The 26,808-nt window shown below is 60.3% G+C and carries 21 protein-coding genes and 3 pseudogenes; 9 read left to right on the forward strand and 15 right to left on the reverse strand.

Translation table 11 applies throughout. The features are described from left to right. Positions 1-6: 6 nt before the first annotated feature. On the reverse strand, positions 7-1,434 hold the full coding sequence (locus ACL2XN_RS07545; protein ID WP_410015484.1) for a non-oxidative hydroxyarylic acid decarboxylases subunit C: 1,428 nt from the start codon (positions 1,432-1,434) through the stop codon (positions 7-9). A 344-nt stretch (positions 1,435-1,778) separates the two neighbouring features. Between ACL2XN_RS07545 and ACL2XN_RS07550 the strand changes: the two genes are divergently transcribed. Continuing rightward, a complete protein-coding gene (locus tag ACL2XN_RS07550; protein WP_413730574.1) occupies positions 1,779-2,204 on the forward strand; it encodes a MarR family winged helix-turn-helix transcriptional regulator in 426 nt (141 codons plus the stop codon). Positions 2,205-2,241: 37 nt separating this feature from the next. Here the strand turns inward: ACL2XN_RS07550 and ACL2XN_RS07555 are convergent. From ACL2XN_RS07555 to ACL2XN_RS07565, 3 pseudogenes are all read right to left on the reverse strand, one after another. Then, positions 2,242-2,601 (reverse strand): annotated as a pseudogene (locus ACL2XN_RS07555) (proton-translocating transhydrogenase family protein); the annotation flags it as partial. Then, positions 2,595-2,789 (reverse strand): annotated as a pseudogene (locus ACL2XN_RS07560) (dihydrodipicolinate synthase family protein); the annotation flags it as partial. The pseudogenes ACL2XN_RS07555 and ACL2XN_RS07560, both read right to left, overlap by 7 nt. 10 nt (positions 2,790-2,799) lie before the next feature. Continuing rightward, positions 2,800-3,079 (reverse strand): annotated as a pseudogene (locus ACL2XN_RS07565) (PfkB family carbohydrate kinase); the annotation flags it as partial. Positions 3,080-3,397: 318 nt separating this feature from the next. Here ACL2XN_RS07565 and ACL2XN_RS07570 point away from each other — a divergent pair. From ACL2XN_RS07570 to ACL2XN_RS07585, 4 genes are read left to right on the forward strand one after another with little or no spacing between them, the layout of a single operon-like run. After that, a complete protein-coding gene (locus ACL2XN_RS07570; RefSeq protein WP_413728558.1) occupies positions 3,398-4,294 on the forward strand; it encodes an ABC transporter substrate-binding protein in 897 nt (298 codons plus the stop codon). Further along, on the forward strand, positions 4,291-5,217 hold the full coding sequence (locus ACL2XN_RS07575; protein WP_410015487.1) for an amino acid ABC transporter permease: 927 nt from the start codon (positions 4,291-4,293) through the stop codon (positions 5,215-5,217). The genes ACL2XN_RS07570 and ACL2XN_RS07575 overlap by 4 nt, the downstream gene beginning before the upstream one ends. Next, entirely contained in the window at positions 5,210-5,971 is a 762-nt protein-coding gene (locus ACL2XN_RS07580) for an amino acid ABC transporter ATP-binding protein (protein WP_413722578.1), read from the forward strand. Before ACL2XN_RS07575 ends, ACL2XN_RS07580 begins: the two co-directional genes overlap by 8 nt. A 31-nt stretch (positions 5,972-6,002) precedes the next feature. Further along, the gene (locus ACL2XN_RS07585; RefSeq protein WP_413730575.1) at positions 6,003-8,327 is read left to right on the forward strand and encodes a molybdopterin-dependent oxidoreductase; all 2,325 of its coding nucleotides are present in this window, start codon (positions 6,003-6,005) and stop codon (positions 8,325-8,327) included. Positions 8,328-8,442: 115 nt separating this feature from the next. Here the strand turns inward: ACL2XN_RS07585 and ACL2XN_RS07590 are convergent, their stop codons facing one another. The 8 genes from ACL2XN_RS07590 to ACL2XN_RS07625 form a co-directional block, all read right to left on the reverse strand. Continuing rightward, on the reverse strand, positions 8,443-9,789 hold the full coding sequence (locus ACL2XN_RS07590) for an MmgE/PrpD family protein (RefSeq protein WP_413730576.1): 1,347 nt from the start codon (positions 9,787-9,789) through the stop codon (positions 8,443-8,445). A gap of 1 nt (position 9,790) precedes the next feature. Beyond that, positions 9,791-10,942, reverse strand: coding sequence for an amidohydrolase (locus ACL2XN_RS07595; protein WP_410015491.1), 1,152 nt, complete (start codon positions 10,940-10,942; stop codon positions 9,791-9,793). A 113-nt stretch (positions 10,943-11,055) separates the two neighbouring features. Further along, positions 11,056-11,817: an amino acid ABC transporter ATP-binding protein gene (locus tag ACL2XN_RS07600; protein ID WP_410015492.1), complete on the reverse strand. Its 762-nt coding sequence runs from the start codon at positions 11,815-11,817 to the stop codon at positions 11,056-11,058. 9 nt (positions 11,818-11,826) lie between these two features. Next, the gene (locus ACL2XN_RS07605; RefSeq protein WP_162364154.1) at positions 11,827-12,498 is read right to left on the reverse strand and encodes an amino acid ABC transporter permease; all 672 of its coding nucleotides are present in this window, start codon (positions 12,496-12,498) and stop codon (positions 11,827-11,829) included. 63 nt (positions 12,499-12,561) lie between these two features. Continuing rightward, positions 12,562-13,362 (reverse strand): amino acid ABC transporter substrate-binding protein, encoded by an 801-nt coding sequence (locus ACL2XN_RS07610; RefSeq protein ID WP_413722576.1) that lies wholly within the window; start codon positions 13,360-13,362, stop codon positions 12,562-12,564. Next, positions 13,359-13,901 (reverse strand): GNAT family N-acetyltransferase, encoded by a 543-nt coding sequence (locus tag ACL2XN_RS07615; RefSeq protein ID WP_410015494.1) that lies wholly within the window; start codon positions 13,899-13,901, stop codon positions 13,359-13,361. The genes ACL2XN_RS07610 and ACL2XN_RS07615 overlap by 4 nt, the downstream gene beginning before the upstream one ends. After that, positions 13,898-15,280, reverse strand: coding sequence for an adenylosuccinate lyase (gene purB / locus ACL2XN_RS07620; protein WP_410015495.1), 1,383 nt, complete (start codon positions 15,278-15,280; stop codon positions 13,898-13,900). Before purB ends, ACL2XN_RS07615 begins: the two co-directional genes overlap by 4 nt. A 162-nt stretch (positions 15,281-15,442) precedes the next feature. Continuing rightward, complete coding sequence (locus tag ACL2XN_RS07625; protein ID WP_410015496.1) at positions 15,443-16,237, reverse strand: amino acid ABC transporter substrate-binding protein; 795 nt, start codon at positions 16,235-16,237, stop codon at positions 15,443-15,445. A 167-nt stretch (positions 16,238-16,404) separates the two neighbouring features. Here ACL2XN_RS07625 and ACL2XN_RS07630 point away from each other — a divergent pair, with 167 nt between their 5' ends. Genes ACL2XN_RS07630 through ACL2XN_RS07640 form a run of 3 tightly spaced genes read left to right on the forward strand, consistent with a single transcriptional unit; the run spans position 16,405 to position 20,096 of the window. Continuing rightward, positions 16,405-17,481, forward strand: coding sequence for an iron-containing alcohol dehydrogenase family protein (locus ACL2XN_RS07630; protein WP_413730578.1), 1,077 nt, complete (start codon positions 16,405-16,407; stop codon positions 17,479-17,481). Positions 17,482-17,532: 51 nt separating this feature from the next. Next, positions 17,533-18,840, forward strand: a complete 1,308-nt coding sequence (locus tag ACL2XN_RS07635) for an LLM class flavin-dependent oxidoreductase (protein WP_410015498.1) — start codon at positions 17,533-17,535, stop codon at positions 18,838-18,840. A 50-nt stretch (positions 18,841-18,890) separates the two neighbouring features. Next, positions 18,891-20,096, forward strand: coding sequence for an aminotransferase class I/II-fold pyridoxal phosphate-dependent enzyme (locus ACL2XN_RS07640; RefSeq protein WP_410015499.1), 1,206 nt, complete (start codon positions 18,891-18,893; stop codon positions 20,094-20,096). A 245-nt stretch (positions 20,097-20,341) separates the two neighbouring features. On the opposite strand, the gene ACL2XN_RS07645 is transcribed toward ACL2XN_RS07640, so the two are convergent. The 3 genes from ACL2XN_RS07645 to ACL2XN_RS07655 all read right to left on the reverse strand — a co-directional run bounded on the left by ACL2XN_RS07645 (position 20,342) and on the right by ACL2XN_RS07655 (position 25,227). Further along, positions 20,342-23,431, reverse strand: a complete 3,090-nt coding sequence (locus ACL2XN_RS07645) for an efflux RND transporter permease subunit (RefSeq protein WP_413730579.1) — start codon at positions 23,429-23,431, stop codon at positions 20,342-20,344. Beyond that, on the reverse strand, positions 23,428-24,537 hold the full coding sequence (locus ACL2XN_RS07650; protein ID WP_413730957.1) for an efflux RND transporter periplasmic adaptor subunit: 1,110 nt from the start codon (positions 24,535-24,537) through the stop codon (positions 23,428-23,430). Before ACL2XN_RS07650 ends, ACL2XN_RS07645 begins: the two co-directional genes overlap by 4 nt. Before the next feature lie 75 nt (positions 24,538-24,612). Continuing rightward, the gene (locus ACL2XN_RS07655; RefSeq protein ID WP_410015502.1) at positions 24,613-25,227 is read right to left on the reverse strand and encodes a TetR/AcrR family transcriptional regulator; all 615 of its coding nucleotides are present in this window, start codon (positions 25,225-25,227) and stop codon (positions 24,613-24,615) included. Between the two features lie 89 nt (positions 25,228-25,316). Here ACL2XN_RS07655 and ACL2XN_RS07660 point away from each other — a divergent pair, with 89 nt between their 5' ends. Then, the gene (locus ACL2XN_RS07660; RefSeq protein ID WP_413730580.1) at positions 25,317-26,774 is read left to right on the forward strand and encodes an efflux transporter outer membrane subunit; all 1,458 of its coding nucleotides are present in this window, start codon (positions 25,317-25,319) and stop codon (positions 26,772-26,774) included. Positions 26,775-26,808: the final 34 nt, after the last annotated feature.

Raw genomic sequence — 26,808 nt, forward strand, 5'->3', positions numbered from 1 at the left:
ATCGGATCAACGGTTGTTGGCGATCAGCGTGTTCAGCCGCTCGATCCAGCGGCCCGTTTCGGGAAGATCGCGCACCGGTAGACCGTAATTGCCGCGCGTGTCCGGAACGACGGGGGTCGTCGCATCAATGACCAGCTTGTCGGTCACGCCTGCGGGCGTCGAGCCGGGGTCAAGCGCGACCACCGACATATTGGGCAGTTGTACCAGATCGCCCGCGGGATTCACCTTGGTGGACAAAGCCCACATAACCTGGGGTAAATTGAAGGGATCGACGTCCTCATCCACGACAATCGCCATTTTTACGTAACCCAATCCATGGGGCGTCGTCATGGCGCGCAGTCCTACCGCTTTCGCGAATCCGCCATAACGTTTCTTGGTGGAAATAATCGCCAGCAGGCCATGGGTATACATGGCATTAACGGCCTGCACCTCGGGAAAATCGGCCTTGAGCTGCTTGTAAAGCGGGACACATGTTGCCGGACCGATGAGATAGTCCACCTCCGTCCAGGGCATGCCAAGATAAAGGGACTCGAAGATCGGCTGCGTTCTATAAGAAACCCGGTCGATCCTTATCACCGGCATCCGGTGCCCGCCGGAATAATTGCCCGTGAACTCGCCGAACGGGCCTTCCAGTTCGCGCTTGCGGCTTTCGATCACGCCTTCGATAACCACCTCCGACCCCCATGGGACGTCAAATCCGGTTAGCGGGGCCGTGGCGATCGGATAAGGCGCCTGCCGCAGCGCGCCCGCCATTTCGTATTCCGACTGGTCATAGCCCAGGGGCGTCGACGCCATAAGCGTGATGATCGGATCGTTGCCAAGGGTGATAGCGATAGGCAGGTCCTCGCCCCGCTCCTCCGCCGCCTTGAGGTGGATGGCGATATCGTGCACCGGCACGGGCTGGATGGCGAGACGGCGTTTCCCCTTGACCTGCATACGGTAAATGCCGACATTCTGCTTGCCGAAATTATCGGGGTCCTGCGGGTCGCGCGAGACCACCGCGGCTTTGTCCAGATAAAAACCCCCGTCGCCATCGTTGAGGCGAAACAGTGGCAGTATTTCAAAAAGATTGATATCGTCGCCTTCGACGCTGTTTTCCCGCCAGGGCGGATTTGCGCGGCGCTCCACCGATACGGGGAACTCGTCCCAGCGCCGGATGAATTCCGCAACCTGATCCTTGGTGGAGGTACCGGGAGCCATGCCCAAGGCGATAGCGTGGTTAGGCCACGAACCCAGGGTATTAAGCGCAACCTTGGCGTCGGTAAAACCCGCGATATTATCGAAATAAAGCGCCGGCGCTTTATCCCCGATCCGACCGGCCGCATTGGCCGCCGCCGCCAGGTCCGGCTCGGCCTGGACGGAGTCTTTCACATGCAGCAGCTGGCCATGTTCATCCAGCGCCTGCAGAAACTGGCGCAAATCGTCGAATATCATGTTAAATCCCGTATCCAATGTGAAAAGGCGGGTCGACTCATCTACCCTGCCGTTTTACCCGGCGCCGGTCAGCCCTTCCCCAACGTCAGCGGCCCGCGATATAACGAGGATAAGTCGCATAAACGAAGCAAGGTAACAACATATAGTTCGTATACGAACTATATGTTCGGACGAACAGACTCCGCCCCAGGCTTCACGGAAAATTCTATTTAGTTCGTATACGAACGTCAAGCCCGGTATGCATCAATGGCGGGATTTGCTTGTGCACGCCAAACGTAGCGGAGATAATACCCGCCCCGCCAAACGGGCGTGAACGGGGAACTACCGGACAGGATATAGAGCGGATGTTTGACAAGACCTTATTCCACCTCATGCGCGTTGTCCTGCAGGAGCATACCGCCCGCTGGACCTTGCTGATGCCCGAACTAACCAAACCGCAATATGCGGTTTTGGAAGCGCTCGCCACCTCGCCCGAAGGACTCGATCAGGCCGCGCTCGGGCAGGCTAGCGCCACCACCAAGGCAACCCTGGCGGAAATGCTTGGACGCATGGAAACCAGGCAGCTGATTGTCCGGCACCCGGATGCCGCCGATAGCCGCCGGCGTCTTATCCGGCTCACCAAGCAGGGCCGCACTATGCTGAATCTTGCCCGGCCCGTGGCTGAACAGGTCTCGGACAGCTTATTGCAGACGTTGTCCCCCGAAGAACGCGAGGCCCTGGTGCAAATTCTGGCCAAGATGAGACGCAGCATCCACGCCAAGGACACCTAGGGCGGACCGGCGCTGCGGGAACGGCGCGCCAACCGCGGCCGCGGTGACCCATCTGCAGCAACGCCCCCACCACGATGATCCCGGAAATAGCGTTGGTTACCGACATCAAGGGCGTATGCAGCGCATGGCTGACGTTCCAAACCACATAATCGCCCACCACGCACGCCAGCGCGAATACGGTAAAATGCGACAAGAACGCCTGCGGCGCCACGTTGGCCAGCCGACCAAACAGCACTATTCCTACCACCAGCAGAACGTATTTTTCCCAGGGCGCAATCGGCTTAGCCAAGGGTTTAACGATGGCTGCCGGCAGGGGCTTCGCCGGCTGCGCAGAGACCTCGATGGGCGGCGCCGGCCATGTAATCTCGCCGAGTTTAACCACCGTCACCCCACGGATCGTGCCAGTTCCGCCCGCGCATCCAGACTGAGGAAGTGCATTTCGCTCGACTGACACACCGCGAATAATGCATCGACGCCTTTCTCCAGATACCAGTCAATCAGGCGCGCCAGGCCGTCATAGTCAATGTGGTTATCGGGGGTAAAGGGAGTCAACATAACCGGCACAATACCTCCAATTTTAGTCATCTCATTCTCCTTGCACCACCGACTCGCCGCGGGCCAATGCTGCCGCAAACGCGCCGTTAAAAGCGTCACCCGCGCCGGTGGTGTCCCGGTTGCTGGAACTGGCCCGCATCAAGCAGCAGCGGCCCCATGGTGATAATCACCCGCTGCGCACCCTGCTTGACAATGCGTTGCACGGCTTCTTTGGCACTGGTCAAATCCTGTACATCGCTGCCGGAAAGCGGTGAGGCCTCGGTTTTATTCGGAGTGATCACATCGACATATTCCAGGCATTCTAACGCATGTGGCGAGAAAGAATTGACCTGCCCCCCGACTTTGCTCCGCTCATTATTGGGGTAGGGTCACACGGCCCGGCCTCAGGGGCGCAATCACCGTTCCCGGCGCGGGTCATTCCAAAATTTCTTATAAGCTTAGCGAATTTTGTCACTTGTGAAGGTCGTCGGTATTCCATGACAATCTATTAATGAGTGGACAATATGCCGAAACCGTTGCCAGACCGACGTTTGCCTAAGCGCCCTGACCGCTTCCGCCTTTATCTAATTTGAATGTTTATCTATCTAAGGTCTGCACGCAGGCCCCTTTGTCATATTTCATCTGGAGAGAAGCCTTTAATGAAGTTATCCCATGGTTTTATATCGCTTTTCATGATGGCGGGCGCGCATAACGCCTGGGCGGCCGAGCAGAATGTTCCCACGGCCAGTTCGTTTCACGTCAAGAGCGATGAAAGGCTGAAAAATAAACTGCCCGCCGATATTGTGACCCGGGGCTATATTATTGCCGGCACCAACCCCAATACGCCGCCCACTACTTTTTTCCAGGAAGACAACCGCACGCTGGCGGGACGTGAAATCGATATCATGAACGCCGTTGCCGAACGGCTGGGCGTGACGGTGCACTGGCAGGATACCGGCGGGTTCGACAACATTATTCCCGGGCTGAAGTCGGGCCGGTATGACGTGGCGCTGTCCAATATCAACGCCACCAAGACGCGCTTGCAGCAAATTGATTTTATCGGCTATTACAACGCTTCCCGGCTCGGGGTTATTTCCCGTAAAGACGCCAATGTCGCCCCTTTTACCTCGTTATTGGCGGTGTGCGGCAAACAGGTCGGCGGCGGGGCCGGCACTACCCAGCTGACCCGTCTCGACGCCGCCAGCAAACAGTGCGTGGAGCAGGGCAAACCGCCGATTAACATCGCGGTGTTCCCAGACCGCCCCGCCGGGGTGCAGGCCGTGGTCAGCGGGCGCGTGCCGCTGTTTTTCGGCCCTTACGAAGGACTCACCTGGCAGGTCAACCTGGTGAAAGCGCTGGCCATGAGCGGCGAGATCAGCGTGGATGACGCGCCGGTTTCCATCGCTTTCCCCAAACAGTCGCCGTTGGAAGAACCGGTGCAGGCCGCGCTCAATTCCCTTATCCAGGACGGCAGCTATCAAAAAATCCTCGATCGTTGGGGGATCGGCTATGGCGCCGTGAAAGAAGCAAAACGAAACGAAGAGATATTCCAATGAACAGTACACCGCAGGAAACCGAAGCCGATGAGCTGAGGATCGTCGGCAAACGCTATTACGGCCGCTGGGTCAGCGCGTTTTTCGTGCTGCTCCTGCTGTGCGCCGCCATCCATTCTATGATGTCCAATCCCCGCTTCGAGTGGCAGACTATTATCGGGAGCTTTACCGAGGAATCCATCCTGCGCGGCGTGCTGATGACGCTGCAACTGACCGTCATTTCAGTCTTGTTCGGTTTTGCCTTCGGCACCGTGCTGGCGCTGATGCGCCTTTCGTCCAATCCGCTGCTGGTGGCGGTAAGCTGGGCTTATACCTGGTTCTTTCGCGGCGTGCCGATGCTGGTACAGCTGTTCCTCTGGTACAATATCGCCGCGCTCTATCCCAAGATTTCCCTGGCCCTGCCCGGCGTCGGCGCGCTGTGGAGCGCCGACGCCAACACCCTGATAAGCCCGTTCAGCGCGGCGGTGATCGCGCTGGTGATGCACCAGTCCGCCTATGCCGCGGAAATCGTGCGCGCAGGGATCCAAAGCGTCGGGCATGGCCAACTGGAAGCGGCGCGGGCGCTGGGCTATCGCCCGGCGCAGATCTTTCGCCACACCATCTTGCCGCAGGCGATGCGGGCCATTTTGCCGCCGGCCGGCAACGAAATTATCGGCCAGTTGAAGACCACCGCGGTGGTCTCGGTGATCGCGCTGCAGGATGTGCTGTTCTCGGCGCAAATTATCTACCAGCGCACCTACCAGGTAATCCCGCTGTTGCTGGTGGCGACGCTGTGGTATCTGCTGATGACCTCGGTCCTGTCGGTGGGCCAGTATTACGTTGAGCGTTATTTTAGCCGCAGCGTTATCCGCCAGCCAAGCCAGGATCGGGCGAAACGCAATCTGTTGTTTTATAGCCTGAAGATCGGGAGGCTAAACAATGGCTGAGACTATCACCCTGCGCAAAGTCACCAAACGCTTTTCCGGCAACACGATCCTCGATAATGTTACCCTCGAGATTCCCGCCGGCTCGGTGACGGTGATCCTCGGGCCGTCCGGATCCGGCAAATCTACCCTGCTGCGGTGCATCAACCATCTGGAAAAGCTTGATGGCGGTACCATTCTTATCGGCGGAGAACTGGTGGGCTACCGGCAGAAAGGACAGGCGCTCCATGAATTAGGCAGCCGCGAGATTGCGCTTCAGCGCAGCCGGATCGGCATGGTGTTCCAGCAATTTAACCTCTTTTCGCACCGCACGGTGCTGCAGAACATCATCGATGCGCCCATGCTGGTGAAAAAACTGAGCCGCCAGCAGGCTACCAGCAAGGCGCGGCTGCTATTGCGGCAGGTCGGGCTGGCCGAACGGGAAAACGACTGGCCGCAGCAGCTTTCCGGTGGGCAGCAGCAACGCGTCGCCATTGCCCGTGCGCTGGCAATGGATCCGGCGGTTCTGCTGTTTGATGAGCCGACATCGGCGCTGGATCCGGAGCTGGTGGGAGAAGTGCTGCAGGTGATTAAAGCGCTGGCGCACTCAGGCATCACCATGGTAATTGTTACCCACGAAATTGGTTTCGCGCGTGAAGTGGCGGATAACGTCGTTTTTATGGAAGAAGGTAAAATTATCGCCGCCGGTCCGGCGAACCGTGTGCTGGACGATCCGCAAAATCATCGCGTGCGGCACTTTCTGGCAACCGTGCTGTAAATCACGGGCTTGCTATTTCACCTGGATACCCATGATGACCTCGACCCATCACAAAACCCACAGCTCCCATTGGGGGGCTTTCACCGCCCGCTGGCAGGATGACCGGCTGGTCATTACCCCGTTCAGCGGCGATCCCGATCCCAGCCCGCTGCTGCAGAACATGGCCAACGCCCTCAGCCATCAGGCGCGTATCGCGGGTCCAATGGTGCGGCGCGGTTGGCTGGAACAGGGCCCGGGCCCCGATAACCGCCGGGGCGCGGACGAGTATGTCGCCCTGAGCTGGCCGGAGGCCTATGAGCGGGTGGCCGCCGAGTTGCAACGGGTAGCGGGTGTATCCGGACCGGAGGCGATATTTGGCGGTTCCTACGGCTGGTCCAGCGCCGGACGCTTTCATCACGCCCAAAGCCAAGTGCATCGTTTCCTTAATACCACGCTCGGCGGTTACGTCCGCTCGGTCAACAGCTATAGCTCCGGCGCGTCGTCTGTCCTGCTGCCGCATATCATCGGCGATATCAACGAAATCGCCCGCCGCGGCGTCAGTTGGCAGGAAATCGCGCAGCACACCGAGGTCATGATCTCCTTCGGCGGCCTGGCGTTAAAAAACTCCCAGGTGGCCAGCGGCGGGATGAGCGAACACACTGAGCGCGGTTTTATAGACCAGGCGGCGCGGCGCGGCGCAACTTTTATCTCGGTCAGCCCGCTGGAAAGCGATCTGCCCGCCGAGGCCCGGGGTGAGTGGCTGCCGATACGTCCCGGCACCGACGCGGCGCTGATCCTCGCGCTGCTGCACATATTGGCAAACCGCCAGTGGATTGATGCGGCGTTCCTGGCACGTTACTGCGTCGGTTGGGAAAAGCTGGTGGCCTATATCCGCGGCGACGTGGACGGACAGGTCCGCGATGCCGCCTGGGCGGCGCCCATCTGCGGCATCCCCGCAGCGCGTATCGACGCGCTGGCGGCCCAGTTACATGGACGCAGGGTGATGGTGACCGTGGCGCACTCGCTGCAGCGGGCGGAGCACGGCGAGCAGCCGGTATGGCTCGGGCTCGTGCTGGCGGCGTCGTTGGGGCAGCCGGGACTGCCGGGCGGGGGCTACGCTTATGCGCTGGGCGCGCTGGGCCATTACGGCAAGCACCACAACCAGGTGGCATTCCCGGCGCTGCCGCAGGGTAAAAACGGTATCGACCGGTTTATCCCGGTGGCGCGCGTGGCCGATATGCTGCTGCATCCCGGTGAAAAATTCGTTTACAACGGGCGTCATCTTACCTATCCGACCATCCGGCTAGCCTATTGGGCGGGCGGCAATCCGTTCCATCACCATCAGGACTTGGCGCGCCTGCGCCGGGCGTTTTGCCGGCTTGATACACTGATCGTGCATGAGACCGCCTGGACGGCAACGGCGCGTCATGCCGATATCGTGCTGCCCGCCACCATGACGCTGGAGCGGGAAGACATCGGCGGCGCACCGACGGACCGGTATCTGGTTGCCATGCAGCAGGCGGCCACGCCTTACGGCGAAGCGAAGGATGATTACGCCATTTTTACCGAACTGGCTCGGCGGCTCGGCGGGGAAGCGGCGTTTACCGAGGGACGCAGCGCCCGAGAATGGCTGGCGCATCTCTATCAGCAGATGCGTGAACGTCTGCGTGAACGTGACGTCAGCGTGCCTGATTTTGCCACCTTCTGGCAGCAGGGCATCCTGGAACTGCCGCAGGATCGGGATGGAGGCCGGCTGCTGCGGGCATTTCGCCAGGATCCGGAGCGCAATCCGCTGCCGACCCCGAGCGGCAAAATCGAGATTTTCTCCCAGACCATCGCCGGCTTTGGTTATGCGGACTGTCCGGGACATCCGGTGTGGCTTGAGCCGCAACAACGGCCCGACGAACAGCATCCTTTTTATCTGATTGCCAACCAGCCCGAATCGCGTCTGCACAGCCAGCTTGATTTCGGACAGTACAGCGTCAGCCGCAAACGCGGCGGGCGCGAGATATGTTGCCTGAATCCTGACGACGCGCGGCGCCTCGGCATAACCACCGGCGACGTGGTTGAGCTGGTCAACGGCCGCGGCACGGTGCTGGCTAGCGCTGAGGTGAGCGCGCGTATTATGCCGGGGGTGGTACAGTTGCCGACCGGCGCCTGGTACGATCCGGTGGATCCGTTGGCGGAGAGACCCGTCTGCCGCCATGGCAATCCCAATGTGCTGACGCTGGACATCGGCACCTCTTCGCTCAGCCAGGGCTGCGCCGGTCAGATTACCGTGGTGCGCGTCGGCCGTTTTGCGGGCGAGGCGCCGGAAGTCAGGGTCTTTGAGCCGCCGGTCGCGGTGTCACGTCGGCCGGAAAGCAGCGGTGGGTAAGCATCGATTGCGGCACGGACATCATTAAGCGTGCCGGGGCGCGGCGGGCAGGGAGCGGCCGTGGCGCGCAAGTGAAACGCGGAGGTCGGCGGGATGAGTCAAGCGTAAAGCGCGTCTATCGGCGGGGCTGATGAAGCGCCGACAGGAGTAACGTTCCCAGTCGGGACAGCGCCGAGGGTGAATCCAGGCGGCTCAGGCTTTCGATGGCGTCGATCGTCGCGTCCGTTTCACCCGCCAGGCAGCGCCGCAGCTTATGCGACAGGTCCACCGGATGGGACAGGCTCTCCCGGCGCGTCACCTTACAACGCAGCGGCGCATCGTGATGGAAAAATAGCGTCACCTGATGGAAACGGGCGGAGGGGTCCAGCTCATCGGGAGGCGCCAGTGGGTCGGGACAGCGGCTGACCCGCTGCGCCAGCGCCGAAATCGCCGGATTCACCGGCCCTTCGGCAAATTCCGCAAGGGTAAGATCATCAAGCAACAGGCCGGCGGCAATAACGTATTCCAGGCTGAAGCGCGCTTCCATACCGTTACGGGGCCGGCGCACCGAGGGCGCGAGATCGCCGCCCGGCGGAAACGCCACCTCGATATGATCAAGCCTATCCAGCAGCGCGTCGAGGGTATGGCCGCTGTCCAGCCACTGCCGGCGTAACCGGCGCGCCGCATCGGCGGCGCTGTGGGTACCGCTGCAGGCGGCATACGGCTTGAACTCCAGCCCGGGAGTGACAATGCGCCAAGGTTCGCCCCAACGGTCGGTCAACAGGTCCGGATCCTGCTGGCCGCCACAGCTGGCCGCCAGAAAATCCTCGATAATCCCGTCAGGCTGTCCGGAAAACCCCGCCAACGCGAGCTGGCAAGCGGCCACCGCGGCCTGCGCCGCCAGTCCGGCATGCAAGGGTTTCGCTGCGGAGCCGGTCTGCGCGCGCAGCCCGCTGGCTTGAGTGGCGGCAATGCCCAGCATCACCGCCGTCGCACCGGCGTCGGCCTTCACCAGCCGCGCCGCCGCCGCCGTTGCCGCCAGCGTGCCCAGGGTGCCGGTGCTGTGAAAACCCATGGCGTAATGCCGGCGGCCGGCGGCCAATCCCAGCCGCCCCGCCGCTTCCACCCCGACGGTATAGGCGTCGAGAAACCTCGCGGCGCCGACCGTCGGATGCTCTGCGGCCAGGGCGAACAGCGCCGGCAGGATCACGGTGCTGGGATGGCCACGAAAATCGGGGTGAAAATCATCATAGTCCAGCGCATGGCCGGCATAACCCAGCAGCAGCGCCCGCGTGCGCGCATCCCGGCCGTCATAGACCCGGCGCAGGCAAACCAGGCCGCTGTCAGCCACGCGGCCAAGCAGCACCGGGAGGGTCACCGCCAGATAGTCGAGCACTCCGGCCCGGGATTTTCCCCGCGCCGTTTCGTCTGGCCGGGTGTCGGCGATAAGCGTCGCCAGCCGCCGGGTGAGCGTTTCGCTCATGCTACGCCAGCGACTTCAGCGCTTCGCCGGCCAGGCGCGCAAGATAACGGGCGGTGGGGAATAAAGCGCGATCGTCCACGCGAAATTTCGGGTGGTGCAGCGCATGGGGGCCGCCGGATCCGACCATCATGAAGGTGCCGGGCAGTTTCTGCTGGTAAAAGGCGAAATCCTCGCCGATGGGGCTGGCGTCGACGCGCCTTGCCTCAAAGCCGGTCTCGGTGGCCTGTTCCAGGGCAAAGGCCACCCATTCCGGCGTATTCACTACCGACGGCGGCCCGGCGTGCCATAAAAATTCCAGCTGCGCCCCATAGGCCTCGGCGATGCCTTGCACCAGCTGGCGGAAGCGCTGCTCGATAAGATCGCGCACGTCCTGGCTGAAAGTCCGCACCGTGCCCTCGATATAGGCGGTATCCGGGATCACATTCCATGTGCTGCCGCTGTGGACCTGGGTGATGGATACCACGGCATTGTTGTTGGACGGCACGTTGCGGCTGATCAGGGTTTGCACCGCGCCAATCAGCTGGCCGAGGATAATAATGGGATCGTTGCCCTCGTGCGGCTTGGCGGCATGGGAGCCTTTGGCGGCGATCTTGATCTCGAACCTGTCCACGCCCGCCGTCAGCGCGCCGTCCTTGCCGCCCACCACGCCCACCGGCAGGGTGGGATCGTTATGGATGCCGAAAATGACCGCGGCGTCGTCCAGCGCGCCGGTGGCAATCAGATCCGGCGCACCCAGGCCGGTTTCTTCCGCCGCCTGGAACAGCACGCGCACCCTGCCCTGTAATCCCTCCTCCCGGCGCTTGAGCAGGATGGCGGCGCCGAGTGCGGCCGAACTATGAAAATCATGGCCGCAGGCATGCATCACGCCGGGGTTTTCGGAGGTGTACTCGACGCCGGATTCCTCGTTGATTGGCAACGCGTCGATATCGGCGCGCAGTACTACCAGCGGGCCGGGCTGCAGGCCGCCGATTTCCGCCACCAGGCCGGTTTTTAACGGCAAGTCGAGAATGCGGATGCCCTCACGCTCGAGCGCGGCGCGGATTTTCGCGGTGGTTTCAAATTCCTGGTTGGACAGTTCGGGATGCCGGTGCAGGTGGTGGCGAAAGTCCTGGATCTGTTGCGCCAGGTCCTGATACTCGGGAGGGATGGTCATTGGGTTACTCCATCAGTCAAAAAGCGTATTGGCCCACAGCCTGGCGGGCGCTGGCCGGACACGGCCTGCCAGCATACCGCCGGGGGGATGCGGGCGCTGCGCCGGTAAATCACCTAAATAGAAAACTCGCTGGGGGTTTCGATATTGATCAACTGCCTCAGGAAGCGCCGGGTCTGCGGATTGTCGGAAAAATTGATGATCTGTTCCGCCGGCCCCTGTTCAATAATGTGTCCGTCCGCCATAAAGATCACCCGGTCGGCCACCTCTTTGGCAAACTGCATTTCATGGGTGACAATCACCATGGTGGTCTTGCGCTTGGCGAGCGTCTGAATCACCTGCAAGACCTCATGCACCCGTTCAGGATCCAGCGCCGAGGTGGGTTCGTCAAACAAAATCGCTTTCGGGTTGACCGCCAGCGCCCGCGCGATGCTGACCCGCTGTTGCTGGCCGCCGGACAGGGTCACCGGATACTGATGCGCCTGATCCGCCAGGCCGACCTGCTCCAGCAGCGACATGCCCATTTCCACCGCCTGCCTGCGGGGCAGCTTTTTCACCACCAACAGGCCTTCGGTGATATTTTCCAGCGCGGTTTTGTTTTTAAACAGGCTGTAGTTCTGGAACACCATCGCCGTCTGGCTGCGCAGGGCGTACTCTTCCCGGGTGGTATAATGCTCGGTATCAAGAGTGACGTCGTCAATCTGGATGATGCCGGATTCGGGTTTTTCCAGCAGGTTCAGGCAGCGCAGCAGCGTTGATTTCCCCGAGCCCGAAGGTCCGATAATGGCAACCACTTCGCCGGCGGCGATGTCGATGCTGATATTGTCCAACACTACCTGGTCACCAAAACGTTTATAGAGATTTTTGGCTGTGATCATAATGTCATCCTAGCGTTGCAGCGAGTGGCTAAGTTTTTTCTCAAGCAGGGCCTGCAGACGAGCGTAGCAGATGATTACCAGCCAGTACACCAGACCCACCACCAGGAAGGTTTCAAAATAGCGCAGGGACTCGGCCGCGATCATTTTGCCTTCCGCAAACAGTTCGGACACGCCCAGGGCAAACGCCACCGACGTTTCTTTGATCAGCGAGATAAAAGTGTTGCCGGTGGCCGGCAGCGCATTGAGCATCGCCTGCGGCAGCACGATGCGACGATAAATTTGCCCCTTGCGCATGCCAATCGACAGCCCGGCCTCGGTTTGGGTCGGATCTACAGAGGCCAGCCCCGCGCGATAGATTTCCGCCATATACGCCGACGTCTTGAGGCTAAAGCCGATGATGGCCGCCGCAGTGGCCGTCAGGCCGGTCAGCGAGGGAATAAGCTGCGGTAAGCCAAAGTAGATTATAAACAGCTGCACCAGCGCCGGCATGCCGCGAAACAGGGAAATATACAGCTCGACCGCTTTACTGAGCAGCCAGATTTTACTGGTGCGCAACAGCGACAGCATCAGGCCGACAACCATGGCGATGATCATGGATACCACCGCCAGAAACATCGTCATCGGCAAATAGCTGATGATGAGCGGGAAGACTTTAAGCAAATAGCTGATATCGATATTCATGCAGAAGCACTCAGATAACGCCCGCCGTCTGATACCTTGGCGGGCGTGAAAACGAGAACCGGCCTAGTGAGCCGCGCCGGCTGGAGGAGTGGTGATATCCTCGCCAAAATACTTAATTGACAGCGTCTTGAGACGACCATCCGCGCGCATGGCGTCAATTTGCCGATCAAACGCCGATTTAAGCGCCCGGCCGCTATCATCCTTATGGAACGGATACCCCACCGGCTCGACCACCAGCGGCGCGCCGACCAGTTTCAGCGGCAGGCTCTTTTCCTTGATCTCCGCCAGCAGTATCGGCCGCGCATTGACATAGGCGTCGACGCGCTTATTCATGGTGTCGGTCATGGCCCCGTCGCGATTTTCATACGTGCGGATGGTGATGGTATTGTCCCCGAACGCCTTCTTGAGGTTGGCCACGTGGTTGGAACCCAACACCCCGGCCACGGTTTTGCCTTTCAGATCGTCGAGGGTATTGATATTGGTGTTGGTACTGCTGGTGACCAGTTGGCTGCCGTAATAACTGTACGGACCGGAGAAATCATATTTCTCCCGGCGCGCCGGCGTGATGGCGACGGCGTTAGCCACCGTATCAAGCTTGCCGCCTTCCAGTTGCCCCATCAGACCGCTGAAATCAGCGTTGACCCATTCGACGCGATAATGGAGGTCTTTGGCGATTTGTTCGGTTAACTCCACATCAAAGCCCACCAGCTTACCGTCTTTTTTATAGGCGGTGGGGAAACTCAGCCCGGTGGCGCCTACGCGGATGGTTTTGGCGTCGGAACTCCCGCCGTCGCCCGGCTTGTCACAGCCTGACAGCAGGGTGGCGGCCAGCAGCGCGGTTAATACCATAGAACCTGTTTTCATTTTACCGCCTCTTGTGCCGCTGTGCGTTGCAGCCATATCGCATGGCGTGTTTCATCAAGTATTTTTTTCATATAAAGGGTGATATGACCTTTGCCTAAATCCGTCTTGTGCATCGGTTTGAAACCGCGCGCCTGATACATCTCGGCCAGCCAGGGGTGACTCTCGGCCGTGCCCAGCGAGACCGCCGGCGCCCTGAGCTGGCCCAACAGTATAGCCTGCTCCAGCCATTGCAGCATCTGGCTGCCCAGGCGCTGGCCGCGATAATCCGGATCGGCGCCGAACCAGCCGATATGCGGCAGGCCGAACGGACCGGGCAAAGGTCCCCAGGGATAGCGCAGCGTCGCCGAGGCCACCAGCTTACCGTCGAGAAACATGCCGTAGACGCCATGCTCATCCAGATGACGGCTGACCCGCGCCAGATCCGCCGTGGCGGCGTCGAAGTGGATGCCCAACTCGCGGATAGGCGCATAGGCGGCGTGCATCAGCGCCAGAAATGGCTCCGCGTCCGCCACCGTGAGTTGGCGATACCCCGCGCTCATCTGGCCTCCAGGTCCGCAGCCGGCAGCAGGCCGGACGCGTTGGCGGCCAGGATCACCTCGTCGACCTTCTCCGGCGCGCTGCCGAGATAATTAGTCGGGTCGAGCCAATGGTCCAGTTGGTTTTCCGTCACCGTGGCGCGCAGCGTCGGGTGCGCCAGCAGCACCTCTTTAAACGGGCGTTTTTGTTCATAGGCCTGCATCGAGCATTCATAAACCAGGTGATGGGCGGTTTGTTTGCCGAGCGTCTTGCCGAGTTCAAACATCACCTTTTCCGACAGCAGCAGCCCGCCCTGCAGATGCAGGTTAGCCAGCATTTGCGCTTCATTGACGGTAATGCCGCGTAGGATGCCCAGCGCGTTCTGCAACTGGGCGGACAGGTAAATGCAGATTTCCGGCAGGGCGATCCATTCCGCGCGCCAGCTCATGGCGTCACGCTCATGTTCCACATGCATCGATTCATAGATCAGGGCGGCGCTTTTCAGCACCGGCGCCGTCAGGCTGGCGAGACCTTCCAGCGCCGCCGGGTTGCGTTTATGCGGCATGGTGGTGGAACCGATTTTACCGGCGGAGAACGCCTCTTCGATTTCATTGATTTCGGAACGCATCAGGTTATAGAACTCATTGCCTATCTTACCCAGCGTTCCGCTGATCAGCACCGCCACCGAGGCAAACTCGGAAAAACGGTCGCGCGCCGCCTGCCAGCCGATATTGGGGGTGTTCAGCCCCAGCTTGTCGAGCGTGAGCCGCTCAATCGCCGGACCCTGCGGGCCGAAAGAGGCGTAGGTACAGATCGCGCCGCTGATATTACCGGTCAGCGCGCGCGCTTTGATTTCCTGCAGGCGCGTCAGGTGGCGGACAAACTCATCCAGCCATACCGCGACCTTAAAGCCAAACGTTGTTGGCAACGCCTGCATACCGTGGGTACGGCCGGTCATGGGGGTGTGCTGGTATTTTTTTGCCAGGCGCCTGAGTTCCACCGCCAGCAACGTCGCATCGCGTTCGATGATGCCAAACGCCTGGCGCAGTTGCAGCACGGTGGCGGTATCGACGATATCCTGGGTGGTGGCGCCATAATGAATATATTCACCGGCGTCGCCGCACTGTTTTTGCAGGGCGGCGAGGGTCGGCATCAGGGAATGTTTCATCTCGGCGGCGGATTGGGCAATGTCGTCAAGATTGAGCTGGCTGGCATCGGCGCGCCGGGCGATGGCTTGGGCCGCGGCCTCGGGGATCACACCCAGCTCGCCTTCCGCCAGGGCGAGGGCGACTTCTACCTCGATTTGCCGGGCCAGGCGGCTGTTTTCCGACCACACCTCGCGCATTTCCGGGGTGCCAAAGTTATTACCAATCAGGACAAAGTCAATCAAATGGGACGCCATACACTTCTCGGATTAAATAATTTTTTAAGTGTGGGACTATAGCACGGAAGAATAATGCGCCTTATAACAGAAATATATATCCTAATCCCAACGGGATATAGCAACACCGGCCGGGGAGCCGGTGGCGCATTAGCCTGGGATATAATCCTAAGGAATGTGGCGTTATTTCACCTGGCTCAAATCGTCGCCGAAATACTTTTCCGACAGCGCCTTCAACCGGCCGTCCTGGCGCATTTTATCCAGTTCTTGGTTATACAGGCCCAGCAGCCGATCGCCTTGCGGCGTTTTGGCAAACGGGAAGCTGACGCCTTCGTCCGTCAGCGCCGGGCCCACTAGCTTCAGCGGCAGCTGATGCTTGTTGATTTCTGCCAGCAGCACCGGCTTGGAGTTAACATAGCCCTGCACCCGGTTATTCAGCGTATCGCTCATGGCGCCGTCGCGGGTTTCATAAGTACGTATGACAATGCTATTGTCCGGGAACGCCGCGCGCAGGTTGGTAATATGATTCGACCCCAGCACCCCAGCCACCGTCTTGCCCTTCAGGTCGTCCAGCGAGTTGATATCTTTATTCTGCGTGCTGGTGACGATCTGCGACGAGTAGGTCAGGTAGGAAGTGGAAAAATTATATTTTTCCTGGCGTTTGGCCGTTACCACGAAATTATTGGCGATGCTATCCAGCTTGCCTGCTTCCAATTGTCCCAGCAGGCCGCTGAAATCGGCCGTGGTCCAGACGACTTTATAGCCCAGGTCGTGCGCGATGGTTTCCGCCACTTCCACATCGTAGCCCACCAGTTTATCGTTTTCTTTATAGGAACTGGGGAAACTTTGTCCCGTGGCGCCGATGCGGATCACCTTATCCTGCCCCGCCGAACCCGAATTATCGCAGCCTATCAGCATAGTAACCACGCCCATAACCAGCGCCAGCGCGGCCCATCGCGTATTAAAAGCCATTTTCATTGTCCTGTATGAAGAATGGCCGGGAATATACCATGTCGCGCCGGGCGCTTTTATATTCACCCGCTATAAGTTATATCTTTTAATAAGGTTACAAATGAGTGAGGAGATTTTATTATTTCTTGCTGACTTATGGTAAGCACTCCTAAGAAATCGACTAAGGTAATACCGTGCTCGCAATTAAATCGCCCCAAACCTATTACTCCCGACCGGGACTGTGCGCCGGTGTGGGCGGCCTTATCGCGCCCTATGCCGACCGGGTCGCCATCATTACCAGCCCGCGCGCCTGGCAGGCGGTGGCGTCGCAGGTCGCCGCCAGTCTTGAGGCCAGCGGCATCGGTTATGACGTGAGTTATCTGCAAGGCGAATGTACCCGGGCTGCTGTGGCTGAACATCAGGCGCGGCTGGCCGGGCAGCCGGCGCCGTTTGTGATTGGCATCGGCGGCGGACGCGTGCTGGACTGCGCGAAAGCGGTGGCGGACGGCCTGGAGGGCGGCAATGTCGCCACCATGCCCACCATCGCCGCGACCTGCGCGGCCTGGTCCCCGATCAGTATTATGTATAACGAACGCGGCGGCCATGAAGGAACCCTGGCGCTTAAACGCATGCCGGCGCTGGTGCTGGTGGACAGCGAAATCATCGCGCGCAGCGATGTGCGTTACCTCAAAGCCGGCATTGTCGACGCGTTGGCCAAATGGTATGAATTCCAGCCCTACCGGGCGAAAAACGGTGACAGCCTGGCGCTCAATTTTAAAATCCACGCGGCGGCCTTTGCGCGCGATATCTTTAACACCTGGGGCGAGCAGGCGTTGGCGGCCAACGCCCGCCAACAGGTAACGCCCGCGCTGCAAAAAGTGATCGACGCCAATATCGCCGGGGCAGGCCTGGCCAACAGCATGCGCGACGACAGCCCGTCGCCGGGAGTTGCTCATGCCATTCACAACCGGATGACCCATCTGCCGGAACTGCACGGATGGTTGCACGGCGAAAAAGTCGGGTTCGGCCTGCTGGTGCAATCCTTGCTGGCGCGGGGCAACGACGGGCCGGATGCCGAACTGCTGACACAACTGCGCCGCTATGACGCGCCGCTGCATCTTATCCCCCTGGGCGATCGTCTTACCGAAGCGGCGCGCTATATTGCCGCCAGTTTTAAGTTTCCGTCCGCCAGCGCGGCGTTGTTGCCCTTTTCGCTTGCGCCCGCGGCCATCGAACGGGCTGTTATCACCGCCGCCGACCAGACGTTCTGACGAGGGCGGCCGGCGGATACGCCGGCCGAACCTGACCTTACAGGAGTGTGTATGTCATCTCAACTTTCCCCGCCGCGTCAACTGAGGCTGGGACTGTTTGTCCAGCCGCTTGGCCATCATGTCGGCGGCTGGCGCGCCACCGGCGACCTTGGTTCGCCCACGGATATCGCCTGGTTGACGCGCATCGCGCGTAAGGCCGAAGACGCCAAATTTGACCTGTTTTTTGTCGGTGACGCGCTGGCCACCAGCGTACACCGCCTGCCGTCCACCATGGCGCGGCTGGAGCCGCTGACGCTGCTGGCCGCCCTGGCGGTCTCCACCCGTCATATCGGTCTGGCGGCTACCGCCTCCACCACTTTCAGCGATCCCTTTACGCTGGCGCGCGCATTTTCATCACTGGATCATATCAGCCGGGGCCGGATCGCCTGGAACGTGGTGACCTCGTATTCCACTGATGTGGCGCGCAACTTCAGCCGGGAAGATATGCCCGACCACGCGACGCGCTACGCCCGTGCGCGTGAATTCCTCGAGGTAGCATTTAAGCTGTGGAACGGCTGGCGGGATGGGGCGGTAGTGGCCGATCGGGCCAGCGGCCGCTATTTCGACGACGACAAGATCCAGCCGATCAACCATCACGGCGAACATTTTTCGGTGCAGGGACCGCTGAACATTTCCCGCTCCCCCCAGGGGCGGCCGGTGATTATTGAAGCCGGGTCCTCGGCCGATGGCCAGACGCTGGCGGCGCAGACCGCCGAGGTGGTGTTCACCGCCAGCGCCTCCCTAGAGGAAGGACGGGCGTTTTATCGCAGCCAGAAACAGGCGGTGGCGGCCGCCGGACGCGATCCCAAAGCAGTGCTGATCTTGCCGGGGGTGATGCCGATCGTCGGCCGCAGCCGTGAGGAGGCCCGGGAAACCTGGCGTCAGCTTAACGCGCTGGTGGATATCGACAACGGGCTTGACCAGCTCTCCGCCCGCTTTGGTCTGGATCTGCGCGCCTACCCGCTGGACGGGCCGGTACCGCCGGTGCCGGACGGCGAGGGAAATCAAAGTCGCATCAAGCTGTTGACCGATTTGGCGGCGCGCGATGGCTTGACCCTGCGCGAGCTGGCGGCGGTGGCCGCCGGTTCCCGTGGACACCGGGTGGTGGTGGGCTGCGCCGGGGATATCGCCGACGACTTCCAGCAGTGGCTGGAGGCGGACGCGGCGGACGGCTTTAACGTGATGCCCGCGATCATGCCGGAACAGCTGGATCTGTTTATTGAACTGGTGATCCCGGAACTTCAGCGCCGCGGATTGTTCCGTACCGCCTACCCTTTCGCCACTCTGCGCGAGAACCTGGGGCTACCGGCGGCGACCTGAGCGCGGCCCAAGAGCCCCGCCCGTAAAGAACGTTTTTCAGAGGAACCACAATGAGTATCCAACTTTCGCGCCGTGTCCAGCGGGTGACCCTCTCCGCCAACGCCGCCGCCAAGCAACGTACCAATGAATTAAAAAGCGCCGGGGTGGATATCCTTGACCTGACAACCGGCGAACCGGATTTCGATACTCCCGACGCCATCAAGCAGGCGGCTTACCGGGCCATCGCCAAAGGTGAAACCAAATACACCGCCACCCCCGGGGTGCGCGCACTGCGGGAAGCCGTTGTGCGCAAGCTGGCGCGGGAAAACCGGCTGATCTATCCCCTGGCGGAAGTGGTTATCGCCAACGGCGCCAAGCAAATCATTTTCAACGCATTCGCCGCCACCCTGGATGATGGGGATGACGTGCTGGTACCTACCCCATACTGGCCCACCTTCCCCGACAGCGTGCGTTTTAACGGTGGCGAGCCGCGTTTCCTGCCCTGCCCTTTGGAGCAGGGCTACAAGCTGCTGCCGGCGCAGCTGGAACAGGCCATCGGGCCGCGTACCCGCTGGCTGGTGCTGAATACCCCGGGCAATCCCAGCGGCGCGGTCTATACCCACCAGGAGCTGGAGGCGCTGGCGGCGGTGCTGCGCCGCCATCCCCAGGTACTGGTGATGCTGGATGAACTGTACGAACATATCCTGTTCGACGGCCGCCGGCATATCGGGCTGCTGAACGTCGCGCCGGATTTGCGCGACCGCGCGCTGCTGGTGGGCGGCGTGTCGAAAACCTATGCCATGACCGGCTGGCGCATCGGCTACGGCGCCGGTCCGGCCACGTTGACGCAGGCCATGGTGGTCACCCAGTCGCAGATCTCCTCGGGCGCCAGCTCGGTGAGCCAGGCGGCGGCCCTGGCGGCGTTTGAAGGCGGCCTGGATTTCCTGCCGCCGCAGGTGGCCAGCTATCAGCGGCGCCGGGATACGCTGGTGGAATATCTTAGCGCCGTGGATGGACTGGAACTGCTGCCGCCCCAAGGCAGTTTTTTTGTATTTTGCCGTTGCGCGGGGTTGTTGGGACAACGGCGACCGGACGGCCGCCGGCTGGAAAACGAGGCGGATGTGCTTGATTACCTGCTGGAGCGCGGCGTATCAGGCATTGGCGGCAGCGCTTATGGTTTGTCACCTTATTTCCGCCTTTCCATCGCCACCGATGATGCCACCGTTGCCGAGGCGGGGCGCCGTATAGCCGCCGCCTGCGCCGCGCTTAAAAGCTAAGCCCTGCTACCCAGGCCTCCATCGCGTCGTTACAGGGCGGCCTTAACGCCACTCTCCGGCCCGTCGCCCCGTCCGGCCCACCTGCCGCGCGAAGAGCGCTGCCTGGGGCCGCACGAGCCGGCCTGTCCGCCTGCGGCGGCACATCAAGCCGCTGGTTTTCTTGCGTTCTTTGAGGAAAATAAACCGCTTAGATCCTCATAATTTTATCTATTGCCCGTCGTGCCAGCGGCCCCATGCAGTCGGTATTACGTCGTAGATTTGTTTTCAGCGGACGCCTGTTGATCGGGACGTATTCTGAACCAGATGGTATACATTGCGGGCAGGAAGACCAGCGTGATAATGGTGCCGCCAAGCGTCCCGCCAATCAGGGTATACGCCAGCGTTCCCCAGAACACCGAGTGCGTCAGGGGTATAAACGCCAGAATGGCCGCCATCGCCGTCAGCAATACCGGTCGGGCTCGCTGCACCGTCGCCTCGACTACCGCATGGAATGGCGCCAACCCTTCCTGCTCGTTGTGATGGATCTGCCCTATCAGGATCAGGGTGTTACGCATCAGGATGCCCGACAGCGCGATCAACCCCACCAGCGCATTGATGCCAAAAGGCTGGTTGAACAGCAACAGCGTTGGCACCACCCCAATCAACCCCAGGGGCGCGGTGAGAAATACCATCACCATTGCCGACATTGACCGCACCTGCAGGATAATAATCAACAGCGTCATGGCCATCATGATAGGGAACAACGGCGCCATCGCTTTGGTGGCTTTGCCTGATTCTTCTATCGGGCCGGCCTGCTCTATCCGGTATCCTGCCGGAAGCGTAGCGATGACAGGCTGCAATGCCTTCATGATTACCGTGGAGACATCCGGCGGCTGCAGGTTTTCAGCAATATCCCCCCGTACGGTAATGGTCGGGGTACGATCACGACGACGCAGAACGGGATCTTCCATTTGCACGTCCACATGCCCAATCTGAGACAATGGGATACGCTGACCTGATGACCCCACCAGGGTAAAACCGGCTATTTTTGCCGGATCGAGCCTTATATCTCCTGCCGCACGTCCCATAACCTGCACCGAACGGATATCTTCACGCACCGACGTGATGGGTACGCCGGAGAGCAGGAACTGCAGCTGCTGAGCAACGGCATTTGATGTCAGCCCTACCGCCTGGAGACGGTCCTGATTGAGCGTAAAATGCAGCGTCGGCACCCGCGGCCCCCAGTCGGTGTTGACGGTCCTCATCATCGGGCTGGCCTGCATCACCCTTTCCACCTGGTCTGCGATTTCGCGCAGTGTGGCGGGATCAGGCCCCATGACACGGTAAGCTACCGGATAAGGTGAATACGGACCGAACACCAACTGAGTCACGCGCACGCGCGCCGCAGGAGCCAACCCGCCGGCGGCCGCGTCACGGAGTCGAAACTTGAGCGTCTCACGCGCCTCCTGACTGTCCGTCAGCACGACAATTTTCGCAAACGACGGATCGGGCAGCTCTGGCGCCATGGCCAGATAAAAACGCGGCGAACCCTGCCCTATGTAGGACGTAACGATTTTTGCCTCTTTCTGTTGTTTCAGCCAGCTTTCGATTTTCGCCGTTGCGGCACTGGTCTGCTCAATAGAGGTGCCATAAGGCATCTGCACTTCTACCAGCACCTCCGGTCGATCAGAGGTGGGAAAGAATTGTTTTTTTACCAGCCCCATACCGAGGATAGCGACAGTAAAGACGGCGATAACGGTACCAGCCACGAGCCATTTTCGCGCGATGACGCGAGTCAGCACGCGGCGAAAGCGGTTGTAATGACGCGTGTCGTAGATGGCCGCGTGTCCGCCCTCGACCGTTTTGATCTCTGGCAGCATTTTCACGCCCAGATAAGGCGTAAACACCACCGCCACCACCCAGGAAGCAATCAGGGCGATACCCACTATCCAGAACATATTGCTGGTGTATTCACCGGCGGTGGACTGCGCAAACCCATTAGGCATAAACCCGCCGGCCGTGACCAGCGTGCCGGCAAGCATGGGGGCGGCCGTATGGCTCCAGGCATAGGCCGAAGCTTTGATGCGGTCGTAGCCCTCCTCCATTTTCACCACCATCATTTCAATGGCGATGATGGCATCATCCACCAGTAATCCCAGCGCCAGGATCAGGGAACCCAGCGTAATACGGTCAAAGTTTTTGCCGGAAGCCTCCATCACCACAAAAACCACAGCCAGCGTCAGCGGCACCGCAGCGGCGACCACCACCCCCACCCGCCAGCCCATGCTGACGAAACAGACCACCATCACCACGAGCAGCGCGACAAAGAATTTGATCATGAACTCGTCAACGGCGGAGCTGATGTTGACTGACTGATCGGTCACCTTCGTCAGCGTCATGCCCAGTGGCATGCCTTCATTGATTTTAGCCGTTTCCGCATCCAGCGCCTTACCCAGATCCAGACCGTTCCACCCCTCACGCATAACGATACCCAGCAGTAGGGCCGGCTCGCCCTGGTTTCTGACCATGAAGGTCGCCGGATCTTCGTAACCCCGTTCAACGGTTGCCACGTCCGAAAGCTGCAGCGTCCTGCCCTGAACGACGATGGGCGTTTTGCGGATTTTCTCCAGTTTGTCAAAGGCGCCATCCAGACGGATAAAGACCTGCGGTCCGCTGGTGTCAATGGAACCGGCTGGCGTCAGTACGTTCTGGCTGTTAAGGGCGGCGAAAATATCCTGAGGAGAAATGCCCAGCGTAGCCAGACGGTCATGCGAGAAGGAGACAAAGATGCGCTCGGCCTGCTCGCCAATAATATTGACCTTCTTAACCCCCGGCACATGCAGAAGACGCTGGCGCAACGATTCCGCATCGCGGACCAGCAGCCGCTGCGGCTCCCCTTTCGCCTTCAGCGCAAAGAGTGCGAAGGTCACGTCGGAAAATTCATCATTGACCATCGGCCCGATCACGCCTGCCGGCAGGTTCTTTGTTTCATCGCCGAGCTTCTTACGCGCCTGATAAAATTCTTCCTGAACCTGTGAAGGCGGCGTGCTGTCCTGCAGCGACAGCATGGTAAACGCCAGACCCGGACGCGTGTAAGTCTCACTACGGTCATACCACTTGAGCTCCTGCATACGTTTTTCAAGCGGTTCGGCCACCTGATCCTGCATTTCCTGCGCTGTCGCGCCCGGCCAGGCGGAAATAATCGTCATCTGTTTTACGGTAAACGGGGGATCTTCCGCCCGCCCCAGTGCAAAGAACGACACAATACCGGCGATCGTAATCAGGATAATCAGGAATAAGGTAATGGATCGCTCGCGAACGGCCAGCGCCGAGAGATTAAAGCGCCCGCTACTCATGGCTTACTCCCCGCAACGCTGTCATCGCCTTGCTGAGCCGTGCGTACGGTTTCACCGTCATGCAGCAAGTGCGCCCCCAGGGCGACCACCTGTTCACCCGGCTTAAGACTCCCGGTCACCCTTGCGGCGTCATCCCCAAGGCCGAGCACCTGAACCGTTCGCCAGGACACCCTTGCGGGCTGACCGGAAATGCCCCAGACGCCCGGCCCTTTACCAGGATCATAGAGTGCCGCTAAGGGCACCTGCATGACCGGCAGCGTTGTTTTGTCTTCGGCAATGTGAAGCGTCACGGTAGACCCCAGCGGGGCATTAGCCAGCGCGCCCTCCAGCACATATCTCGCCTCAAAGGTGCGCGTCACCGGGTCAGCCGCATCGGAAAGAAGGCGAAGTTTTGCCGCAACCTGCTGATTACCGGTGCCGTAGAGCGTTGCCTGAGCCTCGCTGCCCGGCGCAGGTCTTAGCGTCTCAGGTAACTGTACGTCGGCCTCGCGCTGGCCCGCCCTGGCCAGCCGGATGACAGGCTGCCCGGCGCTGACCACCTGACCCGGTTCAGCCAGCGTATCCATGACCACTCCATCGGCGTCGGCCAGCAGCACGGCATAACCCGTCGCGTTTTGCGCCACATTAGCCTGAGCCTGGGCAGCGCTGAGTTCAGCTTTAGCCGTATCTGCCGCGGCCTTTATCTGATCGTAGGCCGATGCGGAAACGGCACCGGCAGCGACCAGACCACGGTAACGGGCTGCGTCATCAGCAGTTTGTCTGGCGCGCGCGCGCGCCGCCGCGGCAGCCTGTTGCTGCGCCTGCGCCTGCAGGCCCAGGTCCACGGGATCCAGACGCATCAGCGGCTGACCGCGTTTAACGGCCTGACCGGCATCCACCAGACGTTCGAGAATTTTACCCTGTACCCTGAAGCCGAGATCGCTTTGAATACGGGCGACAACAACGCCGGTGAATGCGCGGGAGACGTCGACAGCGCTCACCACGGTCGCAGCCCTGACCAGAGGAGGCTGAGTACGTGGATCGTCGGTGCCGGTAGTGTCGCCGCATGCCGCCAGGGCAAGCGGCAGCAGGCAAACAGCTAAGGTGGCGGGTTTAAGCCTGAGCATGGGTTCCCTTAATGAAGTCAACTGGACAGTAACCTCATTCTCAGACTAGTGACTAATAATGTCAATAGTCACAATCTAGGGCGATAGGCTTCTCAGTATGAGTGAGGACAAAAGTGCAGCGGCCGCCGGGGCCGTCTCCAGGTTGTATTGCAGTTGTACCGGACTGATATAAGGTCGCATGACCAGATATATGGCATGGGTAGCCTCATCGAGCGGCGTTTTCCGCTCAAATTCGCCCGTAAGCCGCCCTTCCTGAATGATCTGTTGAATGAGTTGCCGCAAACGTTCTTCATGTATTTGAGCGGAAGGCCATTTATCCTGCGCTGCCACAGCCGCGATGTCATAAAGCTTGCGATCGTGAAAAAATAAATCGCTGCCAGCTTCAGTGAGCGCCCTGAACAGGCGCCTTAACTTTTCGGATGCCGTCGGCGCCCCGGCGATCGCTGAATTGACAATCGCCATGATCATGTCCAGCCGGTTAGAGCAGATCACCTCGCCGATTGCCTGCTTGGAATCAAAAAACTTATAAATATAAGCCTTTGAAAAACCAATTGCTTTAGCCAGGTCTGACACGGTGGTTTTCTCATAGCCGAAATGCCCGAAGTGCTCCGTGGCGGCTTCCACGACCTGATCCCGAACGCTGTGGTCCGAAGGTCCCCGTGGGGGATGTACCGTTGTGTGTTTTGTCATTTTTCCAGCTTAGCTCAATAGCCCCCGATTGACAACACGTGACCATTTGGTAATGTAGTCACAATACAAAATTGACTCAAGGCTTACCAATGTTCCTCCTGCGTACTCTTGCCCTGGCGGTAAGTACCGGCTTACTGGCAGGTTGTGCCGTCGGGCCGGATTATCATCGTCCCGATGCACCGCTTTCAAAGCAATATCTTTCTCAGCCCGCCGTGACGCAGAGAGAGGTATCCCGCCCCGCCAGTTTTGCTGTCTGGTGGGAAGGTTTTAACGACCCCCGGTTAAGTACGTTCGTGTCTGACGCGCTCGCCCAGAATCTCGATCTCGCTCAGGCAACGGCCAGAATGGCACAGGCCCGCGCCGGGCTTGGCGCGGCAACCGCTGCCCTCCTGCCGTCCGGTAACATCAGCGGACAGGCCGCGCGGGCGTATCAGTCGGTCGAAACGCCGCTGGGCCAGGTCCTCAGCTCAACGCCGGATTATAATCGCTACGGCAACAGCTATGAAACCGATTTGAATGCCAGCTGGGAGATTGACGTTTTCGGGGGACTGCGACGCGGTCGCCAGGCCGCACTGGCTGATTATCAGGCCTCCGAGGCAGGCGTTACCGCGGTCCGCCTTGCCGTTGCGGCCCAGACCGCTGATATCTATATCACCCTGCGCGGGTTACAGGCCCGGCTGGCCATCGCGAATAAGCAGATCAGTACGCAACAGGCGCTGCTGGAGAAAGTGCGACTGCTCCACTATAAAGGACTGGCTCCCGAGTATCAGGTGCGCCAGACCGAAGGGGCGCTGGCACAGGTTCAGGCCACCGTGCCGGTTCTGCGGACAGGCATCGATGCCGCGATGAATGCATTAGACGTTATGCTTGGCACCCCGCCCGGCACCCATCGCACCCAGTTGGCTACGCAGGAGGCCATCCCGCAGGCCCCGCAGATCACCGCAACGGGCACACCTGCCGACCTGCTGCGCCGCAGACCCGATATTATCGTGGCGGAGCGCCATCTGGCGGCCGCCAATGCACGTATAGGCGCCGCCGTCAGCGAGTATTACCCGACGTTTTCTCTCAGCGCATTACTCGGCAGCGCGACGGCGGTTTCCGGCGACAATCTATTCTCCAGCGGCGCCAGCCAGTCGGCAGGAATACTGGGACTACGCTGGCGGCTCTTCGACTTTGGCCGTATCAACGCCCAGATAGACCAGGCGAAAGGCCAGGAAGCGGAGGCGCTCGCCGCCTACCGTCTTTCGGTGTTACGCGCCACTGAAGATGTTGAAAATGCCTTCTCCGCTCTGGTCAACCATGAAACGCAGACCGCCTTGCTGATGAGCGGTGAAAACGCCCTGGCAAGCGCTCGCCAGTCGTCTTTTATCGCCTACCAGCAAGGGACGGCGAGTCTGATTGATGTTCTCCATGATGATGAAACTCTGCTGCAGGCTTCCGACACCCGTGCGCAGGCTCAGACTGAGTCTGCCCGCGCCGCTGTCGCCGCGTTCAGGGCGCTCGGAGGAGGCTGGCAGCCGCCAGCAACCCAAACTGAGACGCCATGAGATGCAGCCTATTTTCAGGGACCCGAGTGCATTT

Source organism: Sodalis sp. RH22 (genome assembly GCF_047324165.1).
Taxonomy (GTDB): domain Bacteria; phylum Pseudomonadota; class Gammaproteobacteria; order Enterobacterales; family Enterobacteriaceae; genus Acerihabitans.

Bases quoted from the DNA above. Each gene is read 5' to 3' on its own strand.
- ACL2XN_RS07595 (WP_410015491.1), bottom strand. From the start codon at position 10,942: ATGACCATCCCTCCCGAGTATCAGGACCTGGCGCAACAGATCCAGGAC.
- ACL2XN_RS07580 (WP_413722578.1), top strand. From the start codon at position 5,210: ATGGCTGAGACTATCACCCTGCGCAAAGTCACCAAACGCTTTTCCGGC.
- ACL2XN_RS07600 (WP_410015492.1), bottom strand. From the start codon at position 11,817: ATGATCACAGCCAAAAATCTCTATAAACGTTTTGGTGACCAGGTAGTG.
- ACL2XN_RS07615 (WP_410015494.1), bottom strand. From the start codon at position 13,901: ATGAGCGCGGGGTATCGCCAACTCACGGTGGCGGACGCGGAGCCATTT.
- ACL2XN_RS07575 (WP_410015487.1), top strand. From the start codon at position 4,291: ATGAACAGTACACCGCAGGAAACCGAAGCCGATGAGCTGAGGATCGTC.
- purB (WP_410015495.1), bottom strand. From the start codon at position 15,280: ATGGCGTCCCATTTGATTGACTTTGTCCTGATTGGTAATAACTTTGGC.
- ACL2XN_RS07650 (WP_413730957.1), bottom strand. From the start codon at position 24,537: ATGCTCAGGCTTAAACCCGCCACCTTAGCTGTTTGCCTGCTGCCGCTT.
- ACL2XN_RS07585 (WP_413730575.1), top strand. From the start codon at position 6,003: ATGATGACCTCGACCCATCACAAAACCCACAGCTCCCATTGGGGGGCT.
- ACL2XN_RS07640 (WP_410015499.1), top strand. From the start codon at position 18,891: ATGAGTATCCAACTTTCGCGCCGTGTCCAGCGGGTGACCCTCTCCGCC.
- ACL2XN_RS07645 (WP_413730579.1), bottom strand. From the start codon at position 23,431: ATGAGTAGCGGGCGCTTTAATCTCTCGGCGCTGGCCGTTCGCGAGCGA.
- ACL2XN_RS07550 (WP_413730574.1), top strand. From the start codon at position 1,779: ATGTTTGACAAGACCTTATTCCACCTCATGCGCGTTGTCCTGCAGGAG.
- ACL2XN_RS07625 (WP_410015496.1), bottom strand. From the start codon at position 16,237: ATGAAAATGGCTTTTAATACGCGATGGGCCGCGCTGGCGCTGGTTATG.
- ACL2XN_RS07610 (WP_413722576.1), bottom strand. From the start codon at position 13,362: ATGAAAACAGGTTCTATGGTATTAACCGCGCTGCTGGCCGCCACCCTG.
- ACL2XN_RS07605 (WP_162364154.1), bottom strand. From the start codon at position 12,498: ATGAATATCGATATCAGCTATTTGCTTAAAGTCTTCCCGCTCATCATC.
- ACL2XN_RS07655 (WP_410015502.1), bottom strand. From the start codon at position 25,227: ATGACAAAACACACAACGGTACATCCCCCACGGGGACCTTCGGACCAC.
- ACL2XN_RS07590 (WP_413730576.1), bottom strand. From the start codon at position 9,789: ATGAGCGAAACGCTCACCCGGCGGCTGGCGACGCTTATCGCCGACACC.
- ACL2XN_RS07660 (WP_413730580.1), top strand. From the start codon at position 25,317: ATGTTCCTCCTGCGTACTCTTGCCCTGGCGGTAAGTACCGGCTTACTG.
- ACL2XN_RS07545 (WP_410015484.1), bottom strand. From the start codon at position 1,434: ATGATATTCGACGATTTGCGCCAGTTTCTGCAGGCGCTGGATGAACAT.
- ACL2XN_RS07635 (WP_410015498.1), top strand. From the start codon at position 17,533: ATGTCATCTCAACTTTCCCCGCCGCGTCAACTGAGGCTGGGACTGTTT.
- ACL2XN_RS07570 (WP_413728558.1), top strand. From the start codon at position 3,398: ATGAAGTTATCCCATGGTTTTATATCGCTTTTCATGATGGCGGGCGCG.